3 protein-coding genes and 2 pseudogenes are annotated in these 9,406 nt (G+C 66.0%); 2 read left to right on the plus strand and 3 right to left on the minus strand.

What is annotated here, in order from left to right; genetic code table 11:
- Positions 1 to 702: IS5 family transposase (locus AC5WRT_RS38355; RefSeq protein ID WP_496101074.1), on the plus strand; the 702-nt coding region annotated here is incomplete at its 5' end.
- On the opposite strand, the pseudogene AC5WRT_RS38360 reads toward AC5WRT_RS38355, so the two are convergent.
- Positions 644 to 1,150, minus strand: a pseudogene (locus tag AC5WRT_RS38360) (hypothetical protein). The gene AC5WRT_RS38355 and the pseudogene AC5WRT_RS38360 overlap by 59 nt on opposite strands.
- A gap of 432 nt (positions 1,151 to 1,582) precedes the next feature.
- Between AC5WRT_RS38360 and AC5WRT_RS38365 the strand changes: the two are divergent.
- A pseudogene (locus AC5WRT_RS38365) lies at positions 1,583 to 1,773 on the plus strand (IS701 family transposase); the annotation flags it as partial.
- Positions 1,774 to 1,779: 6 nt separating this feature from the next.
- Here AC5WRT_RS38365 and AC5WRT_RS38370 read toward each other — a convergent pair.
- Together AC5WRT_RS38370 and AC5WRT_RS38375 are read right to left on the minus strand one after the other, a co-directional pair.
- On the minus strand, positions 1,780 to 2,295 hold the full coding sequence (locus AC5WRT_RS38370) for a hypothetical protein (protein ID WP_496098813.1): 516 nt from the start codon (positions 2,293 to 2,295) through the stop codon (positions 1,780 to 1,782).
- 91 nt (positions 2,296 to 2,386) lie between these two features.
- Complete coding sequence (locus tag AC5WRT_RS38375) at positions 2,387 to 8,872, minus strand: RHS repeat domain-containing protein (protein WP_496101075.1); 6,486 nt, start codon at positions 8,870 to 8,872, stop codon at positions 2,387 to 2,389.
- Between the last annotated feature and the right edge of the window lie 534 nt (positions 8,873 to 9,406).

The following is a 9,406-nucleotide window of genomic DNA, read 5'->3' on the forward strand; positions in this document are numbered from 1 at the left end:
ATGCTCGACGCGGTGCGCTACGACAACGGCATCAAATGGCGCGCGATGCCCTGCGACTTTCCGCCCTGGCCACGGGTGTATGCCTTCTTCGCCCGCTGGCGGGATGCGGGTCTGGTGGCCGAGTTGCATGACCGGCTGCGGGGAGCCGTCCGTGATGCGGAGGGCCGTGAGGAAGAGCCGAGTGCGGCGGTCGTGGATTCGCAGTCGGTGAAGGCGGACGCCACCGTCGCTTTCGCATCCCGGGGTTTCGACGCCGGGAAGAAGATCAACGGGCGCAAGCGGCACCTGCTCACCGACACACTCGGGCTCCTTCTGGCTGTGCTGGTCACGCCGGCCTCCACGACCGACCGGGACGCCGCCCGCATCCTGCTACACGCAGCAAAGAGCCGCTTCGGGCGGCTGGCAAGGGTCTGGGCCGACGGCGGTTACACCGGCCACCTCACCGACTGGACCGCGGCGCATCTCGGACTCGTCCTCGACATCGTCCGCCGCAGCGACGACGTCACCGGCTTTCAGGTCCTGCCCCGCCGCTGGGTCGTGGAAAGATCCTTTGCCTGGTTCCTGCGCAGTCGGCGTCTGGTCCGTGACTACGAGCGGCGTCCCGACACCAGTGAACCCGTCATCCTGTGGTCGATGAGCATGCTCATGAGCCGCCGTCTGGCCGCCCAGCACCAGCTGACTGTTCCGGTGCGGGCAGCATGAACCTGCCCGGTTTCTCCTCGACCAGCCAGCCCCGTTCCACCAGCCGCTTCAGCCGTACCCTCGCTCCCTCGACCCGGGAGGCGGAGGCGCTGTCCCAGCCCAGTACCACTGCTGCCCGCCGGGCACCCAGGCCGTCGCCTGCCGCATCCACCGCGGCGGCCATCAACGCCTGGTAGTCCGGCGACAACTCCTCGGTCCCGGTCGCGTTCTGCCGGTGAGGCACCGCCCGCCGCGGTCACACCGGCTTCCTCTGCGGCACTGCACCGATCACTTCGGCGGGCGCACCCTCCTCGGCCAGCGCCTCCAGATACTGCTCCAGGCCGATCAACCGACGCCGAAGCACCTCTTCCGCGTCTGCCAGAGCCGCCCGCACCCGTTCCAACTCGGCTTCGAGTTCCTTCACCTGCACCGCCGCGGCCTTCTGCCGCCCTTCCAAAACCGCGCGCATCGACGGCATCGGCCACCTCCACGACATCTCGGCCAGTAACGGGCTGAGACTCCCGCGACAACGGCCATCTCATGCCTGACCAGTGAGAACCGCACATGAGGTTCGGAAAGAGAACGACCTCTCAGCCCACCTGAGCCGCCGAGGAGCAGAAGGCCGGAAAAGGGCCTGCTGCTGCTCGAGGCTTCCGCGTCCCAGGCCGTCTGTGCCCGGGACGGTGTCGCGGTGGTTGATCTGCTCGCACTGGCCGACTGGGCCCGGGATGTGGCCCTGCTGATCGCCGTCGAACCGCGGCCCACCGACCTGGTGGAGGCCCACGCCCAACTGGAGGCGCTGCGCCTGCGGGCGGTACGGGGCGGCTTGACTGAGGACGAGGCATCGGGCACCGCCACCGTGCTGGTTGACCTGCCCCGCGACCCACACCCGGCTGACGTCCGCCTGCTCGAACAACTCGACGTCGGCTACGTGGTCGCCGTGCCCAAGTCCCAGCAGATCAAGTACCTGGCCGGAATCTGGCGCATCGGCCAGCTCATCGACGAAGCACCCATGATGCCTGGCAGCGGCTGTCCTGCGGCGACGGAGCGAAGGGGCCGCGGATCTATGACTGGGCCGTGGCCAAACTGCCCGTCCCCTCAATCAGCCGTAAGGCTGCTTGGTTCCTCTCCGCGGTACGGAATCCATCTGTATCCCGGCTGGAACACGGTGTAATCCGCGCTCAGGCCAAGCTCGGCGTGCAGTCTTTCACACAGCACGAGTCCATGGATGCTGCCCTCATTCAGCTCCTCCGACCACTCACTCTTGAGTTCATGGGGGTCCAAGAGGGGTTCCGGGTCCCAGCCGACCTTGGCGGCGACATATCCGTCAAACTTTGCGAGCAGTTCGTAGAGCTGCTGCCCCAGTTCGGTCAACTCTGCCGCCGTGAGATGGAATCTGTTCACGCTTCCGTCGAGGCCACAGTGCCAGCTGACCGCTACCGGAAGAATTGAAAGCTCGATATACGAGCCCGCCCTATTCAGCATGGGTCGGTGAAGAGGTATGCGATGGGCGCCAGCGTGAAGCACCCATGGCTTGGGATTAGTCAAGGCGGCGGCCTGCGCCGCCTCCAGGTTGTCACCGAAGTTCACCACGAGTTCGAAGCAGACCGCCACGTTTCACCCTTCCGAGGAAATAGTCGCCGTGATCGCGAAGTACAGTTGCGTCTTGATACGCAGAAGGATCATATCAGTCGGCTTCCAGCCCTCATTCTTCGATCTCCGACGCGTCGATAATGGCTTGTTTCAGCTCAACCGTGAAGGGGTGAGGATCGTCTCCCGCGGTTTCTCGCGACTCTATCCACCCCTCCATTTCATCCATGTCCTTCGGGCGAATCGAAACGTGGCCTCCACCGTCCGGCACGGCTTCCAAGGAAGTCAGCTTCTCGGTGTCGATGATTTGAGTTTTACCCCTCATTCTATCTGGGGTGTCAAACGTACTCAGGCCCTCAGTGTCAACAACGCGTGGCGTCAAGTTCTTATAGCTGCCAGAACCGGAACGGTACACATATCTCGGCACATAGGCTGCGGCAGAAGAAGAGACGACTCCGCAACCCCACCCGAGGATCTGACACTGCCACGTGTTAACACTCTTGCCCACAGCCTTGGCCATGCCTGCCGCAGCCATCTGCACCATGCTGCTCAGCAGGGCACCGCACATCCCGCGCTGGTGACAGATTCTTTCCCAGGTTTCGAGATCGGCGTAGGATTTTGCAACCGCCTGGGGAATTTCGGCATTGCCCCATGGTCCGGCATAGGTGGGGATCGCCATCGCGTTCTGTTTGAAGAGAGCCTTGAATTTCGCGATCTGCGCAGCAGTACCGGATACTGTCACGCCCCCGATGGTTTTCCTCTCCCTCGCCGAGTCGCCGCTGCCCGCATGCGCTGTGCCGCTGCTGTTGTAGTGGGTCGGGCCGCATACGCCGTGGTGGCAGTAGCCGTCCTCCGGGTGACCAGGGTTGACGGGCCCGGTAGTGACATAGCGCTTCGGATTGCTGGGGCTACCACCGGTGCCGCCGATGGGGTAGCCGATGCCACACTGGTCGGCCATGCACAGACCCGTCGGATCCGCCTGGTTGACCGGGTTGTCGCCCGCGTAGCTGTAGCCGTTGAGTTCTTGTGGGCTGGTGGCTTCGAAGAGGGGGTCAAGGCTGATGAAGCGGCCCGTGGTGGGGTCGTACTGGCGTGCGCCGAGCGTGGTCAAGCCGGTGCTGGTGTCGGTGGGGGCGTTGAGGAAGCCGCGGTTGTCGCTCCAGGTGACGGTGGTGCCGCGGGGTGCGCCGTAGGGGGTGAACTGGCGCCAGGTGGGGGTCTGTGCGGTGGAGTCCAGTTGCAGGCCGTTGGTGCCGTGCTGGTCGGGTATCTGGAAGGTGTAGGTGCTGGTGTTGGTGGCGGCGTCGCCGGTGCGGACGGCTGTGCCGCCGCCGGGCAGCGTGTAGTAGCGGGTTCCCTTGACGTCGCCGGTGGCGGTGTTGAGGGCGAGCTGTTCCCCAGGCAGGTAGAGGGTGGTTGTGCCGGGATCCTTCTGCAGCAGCAGGCTTCCGGCGGCGTTGTACACGTAGTGGCTGTCGCCGTTGGTGCCGCCGGTGATGGCGGTGAGCTGGCCTGCGTCGTCCCAGGTGAAGGTCTGGGTGCCGGTGGTGGGGGTAGTGCGGGTCTGGGTGTTGCCGGCGCTGTCGTAGGTGGCAGTGGTGGAGGCGGTTGCCCCACCGGTGGTGTCGGTCGAGGTAAGGGTGTGGGGCTGGCTGGCCAGGTTGCCGTTGTATGTGTAGTTGGTGGTGGTGTCGGTACCGCCGGTGGTGGAGTGCTGCACCTCGCTGGTGCGGTTGCCCAGTGCGTCCAGGCTCCAGGTCGTCCAGTACGCGGCCTTGGCGTCCAGGGCATCACCGACCGTGGAGGAGTTGCCGGTGGTGGGGGTGGCGGCGCAGGAGTCGGTGGCGGTCCAGGCCTGGGTCAGCCGATCCAGTTTGTCGTACTGGTAGCACTGGGTTTCGGCGGACGTGGTGGAGCCGAGCCGGGTGGAGGTCTGCTTGGTGATGTTGCCAGCCGGGTCGTAGGTGTAGGCCTGCTCATCAACGTTGGTGGGTGTGGCCGTGGAGCGCGTCACCAGCTGGTCGGTGAGCGCGCTGGTGTGGGGATCGTAGGTGTTGGTGATCCAGGCCTCGTTGGAGCCCGCGCCGATGGTCTCCTGCTGGATGCGGCCGAAGGCGTCGTAGGCCGTGGTCTGGGCGTAGCCGGAGGTGCTGCCCAGCCCGGAGGGCAGGTCGAGGGCACCGGAGTAGGTGTGGGTGACCGCCTCGGACGGCAGGCCGCCCGAGGCGGGGTAGACGTCGCGGTAGGCCAGCCCGGTCGTGGTCGTGTAGATGTGCTGGAAGGTGTAGCTGGTGCCGAGCGTGCTTCCCTCGGTGGAGGACGGGATGGTTACGGTCTCGCCGAGGGATTCACCGAAGACGTTGAAGCCCTTGGACTGCGTGACGTAGGCGGCACCGCCCGAGTAGGCGGTCTCGGTCGTCACGTGGCCGATGGCGTCCTTCATGCCAGTGACAGCGTTGTTGGAGTTGTCGTACACCCAGGAAGCGAGCTGGTTCGAGGACGACTGGCCGGTGACGGGGGCGTCGTATTCGCCGGTCTTTCGGCCCAGGGCGTCGTAGGTGAAGCTGACCGTCTTGTTGCGGGAGTCGGTGCTCTGCAGCAGGTTGCCGGCGTTGTCGTACTGAAGGGTGCTGTGGCCCGCGTCGGGATCGTCCTTGGCGGTGGCGTGGCCGAGCAGGTCGTAGGTGGTCGTCCAAGTGCTGCCGCCGGCGGTGACCTTGTCCTGGTTGCCGTGGCCGTCGAAGCCGTAGGTGGTGGCCTGGCTGCTGCCGCCGCTGACAGACCAGATGCCAGTGAAGGTGTTCGACGGGGTGTTCAGCGTGGGTGCGCTGGTGTACTCGTCGAGCTCCGAGGTACGGCCGAGCGGGTCGGTCACCGTGGTCTTGGTGACGCCCCCGGCCGGGGGTATGACGGTGATGCGGTCGCCGTTGTAGACGGTGGTGGTCCGCGAGACCTCCACGTTGTCCTTCTCCGACTGGTCGATCAGCGTCTGGCCCAGGCCGTCGTAGGTGAAGTAGTCCTGGTTCGGCACCTCATCCTTGAGGTCGGCTGCGGAGACCAGGGTGGTGTTCGGCGTGGTCGCCGAGTCCCACCACCCGTTGTAGGTGGCGGACTTCCAGCCCCGGGTGTCGTAGAAGGTGTCCGCCACCAGACGCCCGCCCTGCGGCGTGGGAGCCTGCGTCTGCCGCGGACGCATCAGTGCGTCGTAGAGAGTGGTCGACGTCTGGTAGCCCGCAGAGTCGTTGAGCTTATTCGTCGTGATGGCGGTGATGCCGCTGTTGGAGATGGTGTAGGCGTAGGTGTAGTTCGCCGGGCTGGTGGTAGCGCGGGAGTTCAGCCACGCACTGGTCGTGCGGCCCAGGGGGTCGTACTGCACGGTGGTGACGACGCCGTTGGCGTCGGCTGCGGTGAGGGGCAGGCCGCGGGCCGGGTCCAGGGTGGTGGTGGTGCTCTGGCTGAGGGGGTTGGTCGTGGTGGTGCCGGTCACCGAGCCGTAGGCGTCGTCGGTGAAGGCGGCGGTGGTCTTGTTGCCGCCTGCGTCGTAGGCGGCGGTGACCCGGCCGCGGGAGTCGAAGACCTGTGTCTTGGTGGTCCGCCAGGTGAAGGCGCCGCCGCTGTAGTCGGAGGCCTGCTGCGTGACGGAGTCCTCGCCCTTGGTCGGCGCGCTGGCCTGCGGGAACGTCGGGGACGCCGGCTGCGGCCAGGTGGTGGCCAGACTCTGGTCGTCGTAGAAGGTGCGGGTGGCGGAGACGACCTGGTCCGGACGGTTGACGCTGAGGGGGGCGGTGAGGGTGTTGACCGAGCCGGGGACACTACTGGTGCTGCCCTCGGTGAAACCGCCGCAGGCAACCGAGTCGGTTTCCGTGCTCGCGACCAGACCGACCAGGTTCTCAGCGGTGTTGGGGGCCGCGTACGTGGTGGTGGTGCACCGCTCGTACGCACCGTCCGCAGGCACCGTGTGACTGTACTCGGCGGTTTTCAGGCCGAAGTCGGCGTCCGTGACGGTGGCGTCGTACGCGGCGTCCGTCTCGTTGACGCGCCAGCTGGTGCTGCCGCCGTCGGTCAGCGCCTGCCGGCTCCAGGTCTCCACCGGCTGCACGATGTTGGCCGTCAGGTCCGGCAAGCCCGAGCGGGTACGGGTGGCGGTGGCGGGAGAGACCCAGTACGAGGTGATGGTGGAGTGATCCACCGGACCGCCGTCGCCAAGGTAGGAGGTCGACTCCAGGGGCTCGTCAGCCAGTTGGTTGAGATCCTCGTGGCTGCCGCCCTGGGAATCGGCCAGATTCACCTGTGTGGTGTTGTTGTCGTCCGACATGCCCTGGTAGTAGGTGGTCTCGTCCAGGGTCTGCTGGTCGTTGACGCCGTCACCGGTGAGGGTCTTGACGTCCTCATAGCCGCGCCACTGCCCGTAGGTACGGTACTTCTTCTGGACGACCTCGTTGTCGTCGAAGTGCCAGGCCGGCTTGGCGTACTGGTAGGAAGTGGCCATCGTGGGCGCACCGCCGGTGGGATCGGTCTCGGTGACCTTGTTCGCGACGTACTTGTTGAACCAGTCCAGGATGGGTGCGCTGTAGCCCTGCGGGGTCCAGTACACCGGGTAGCAGGAAGAGGTGTTCGACGACGGGCTTACGGTGACGGGCGCGGAACAGGCCGCGGTCTGTGCGTACTGCACGCCGATCACCGAGCCGGTCTCGGTGGTGATCCCGGAGATGCGGAAGCGGTCCAGCGGCGGCAGGCCGTCGGTGACGGTGTCCACCCGGTTCTGCAGGTCCACAGCGGTGAAGGTCACGCCGGGCAGCGTGATGGGCGTGGTGCTGCCGCCACCGGCGCTGTCCTGACCGGTGTGGGCGATGGAAGACAGCCACAGGGTGGCATTGCCGTCACCGGAGGTGGGCATGGTCTGCGTCAGCGCCCAGGAGTCCACCTTCGCGTACGACGAGGAGCCGGCCGCGTACTGCTCGGTGGTCACCGACGTCAGCCGCACCGTGGAGAAGAACGACGGGCTGTGTGCGGTACAGGTCGCCCCGGACGCGCAGACCAGGTCGTAGGGCACGTCCGGCCAGTTCGCCTTGGTCGTGGAGTTCAGCGGGTCACAGGTACCCGACACACATCGGTCGCCCGTGGTGAACAGGACCTTGTCCGGCACCGTGCCGTAGGCGTTGCCGTCGGTGAAGCCGTAGTCGATGTGGTCCAGGTGCGAGTCACGGACGTAGGAGACGTTGTGAGCGCCGTTGTCCTCACCGTAGTAGTTCGTGTCCTGCTTGTAGTAGTAGGACATCGCGTCGCCCTGGACATCGGTGACGTAGTCCAGGTTCCAGCGGTAGGCCATCGTGCACACCGACGAGGTGAACCCGGACGAGCTGTAACACGGGTCACCAGAGTGCGCCGAATACACGGGCATGGAGTCCACGGAGTTCGTGGTCGGCTTGCCCGAAGCCCAGCCCGTCAGTTCGTTGCGGCCGAAGGAGTAGACCTCGCCGTCGCGCTCGGTCACCGTCCAGTAGTCGGTGTTGTACGTGCCGCTGCCGTTATTGGAGTTCGCGACGTGCTTGACGACCGCGCCGTTGTCGTTCTGCGGCTTCCACACGCTCTTCGAGGAGTCCCACACCAGGGAGGTCGTCGACCCGTTCATGGAAAGCGTCAGGACCGGACCGTCGTAGCACTCGTCCGACGTGGAAACCGGCGATGCGCTGCCTTCAGGGTCGTCCTTGCAGGGGATGAAAGACTGCTCGATGAACGACTGCGGCGTGTTCCAGCCATCACCCACCCAGGAGGACTGAGCCTGGGTTGTCGAGGTCTGGCCGTCCACCGAGCCGGAGTCGTAGCCCAGCGACACATCCGGTGTCAGCGAGGACGCCGACGAGGGGACGGACATCGGGTAGGAGTAGGTAAACGAGCCCGACGAGCCACCCGCCGACCAGGAACCGGAGGGCTTCAGCGTCGTCGCAGCGTAAGAGCCCGACGGTCCGCCGCCGTCTCCACCGCCGGATCCGGACACGGCGGCCATCACCATCATGGGTGAGCCGGTGGTCGCCGTCTTCTGCGGTCCTGCCGATGTGCCGCCAGTCGTGGAGCCCAGGTGCAGCGTCGTGGAGAGCGACTTGCTCCGTGCGTCGTTCTTCGACCGCACAGGGGTCTGGGTGCGGCACGCGGCACGCTGCGGGGTCGTCAGGGCGCAGGCAGGAAGTCGTACCAGGTGCAGTCGGGAGCCGAAGTCGCCGCCGTAGGCCTGGGCGAAGCGCGAGTAGTCAAGGCTGAGCCGTGCCGTGCCGCTGCCTCTGCCGGAGGGTTTGAGGGTGAACAGCACTCCGTTCACGCCGGCCTTTGCCGCCTGTGCGCGGGGCTTGACCGCCACGCTAGCGGAGGAGGGCCCGGAGTAGGAGCCGTGCTTGGGCGCAACCTGCTCGATCGACAGCGGCACCCGGCTCGAAGCATGCCCGGCGGCGAAGGACTTGTGTGCCGCGGCGACGGGGAGTGTCGCAGTCTGCGGCTTGGGCAGGCTCGTGGCGGTGGGACGGTAGCGCCGGGTGGCCTGGTCGTGCGGCTTGGCGAAGTGCATCGCCACCGGCTTGACGCCCTTCACCGACGGTGCGGAGTGCACATGAGGCGCAGAGGCATGCCGATGCGCGGAACGCTGCATCGCGTCTGCCCCAGCCGAGCCCGCGGAGACGAAGAGAGCTCCCACGGTGAGGAAGACGACCCAGCCGGATCTGCGTACGCGGCTGCGGCGCCGCTTCCCACCCCACACGGACATCGTTCGACCCCTTGTCAGAACAGCGTTGCACGTCGCGCACAACTGGTGCAGAGGTGAACGCTTTCTGCACACGTGAGGTCAGAGACTTCCATGGCATGGCCATGAACACGAAGAAAGGGCTGTCCACAAGATCGCAAAGAGATGACCCGATCAAGGAAAGAGTCGGCCAATTGTCGCGTGGCTGACTACACACCCCGAGGGGTGTCGGTAGTGGTCATCTACCTTGACGCTGGCCCGAGAGCAGCCCGGCCACAGCAGAAGGGTCCCGACGTGTCATCACCTCCTCCTCAAGACCGGGCATGTGGCGCTCCGTCACCTCCTCGGCCCTGGTCTTCACACTGGGGTCTGTCAAACGATCGGCCCTGTCTCACTTTCGGTGGG

Source organism: Streptomyces sp. NTD91 (assembly GCF_059510455.1).